1 protein-coding gene is annotated in these 216 nt (G+C 58.3%); it reads left to right on the top strand.

Annotated features, from left to right (window positions below; genetic code table 11):
* Window positions 1-14: 14 nt before the first annotated feature.
* A partial coding sequence (locus H6B10_RS17680; RefSeq protein WP_204652587.1) for a hypothetical protein occupies window positions 15-216 on the top strand: 202 nt, incomplete at its 3' end.

The following is a 216-nucleotide window of genomic DNA, read 5'->3' as shown; positions in this document are numbered from 1 at the left end:
TGGAATTTTACAAAATGATCCGGGCTTCCGGCCGTGTGCCCCACAGTGACCACCTGATGGTCACCCGGGAAACCGCGCCGCCGCATCTGGCACAGCGCCTGGAACTGCCGCCGGATGGCCGGGCTGCCGGTCACGGCGTGTACATGGGCCAGGGTTTTGGTCACTTCCTGGTGGCAGACATTTGCCACAATCTCAAAAATAGATTTGGTAAAATCC

It is taken from the genome of Gemmiger formicilis (assembly GCF_016901605.1).
GTDB classification, from domain to species: domain Bacteria; phylum Bacillota; class Clostridia; order Oscillospirales; family Ruminococcaceae; genus Gemmiger; species Gemmiger formicilis_B.
The sequence above is the reverse complement of the archived record's forward strand: the minus strand, read 5'-3'. Positions and strand labels throughout refer to the sequence as shown.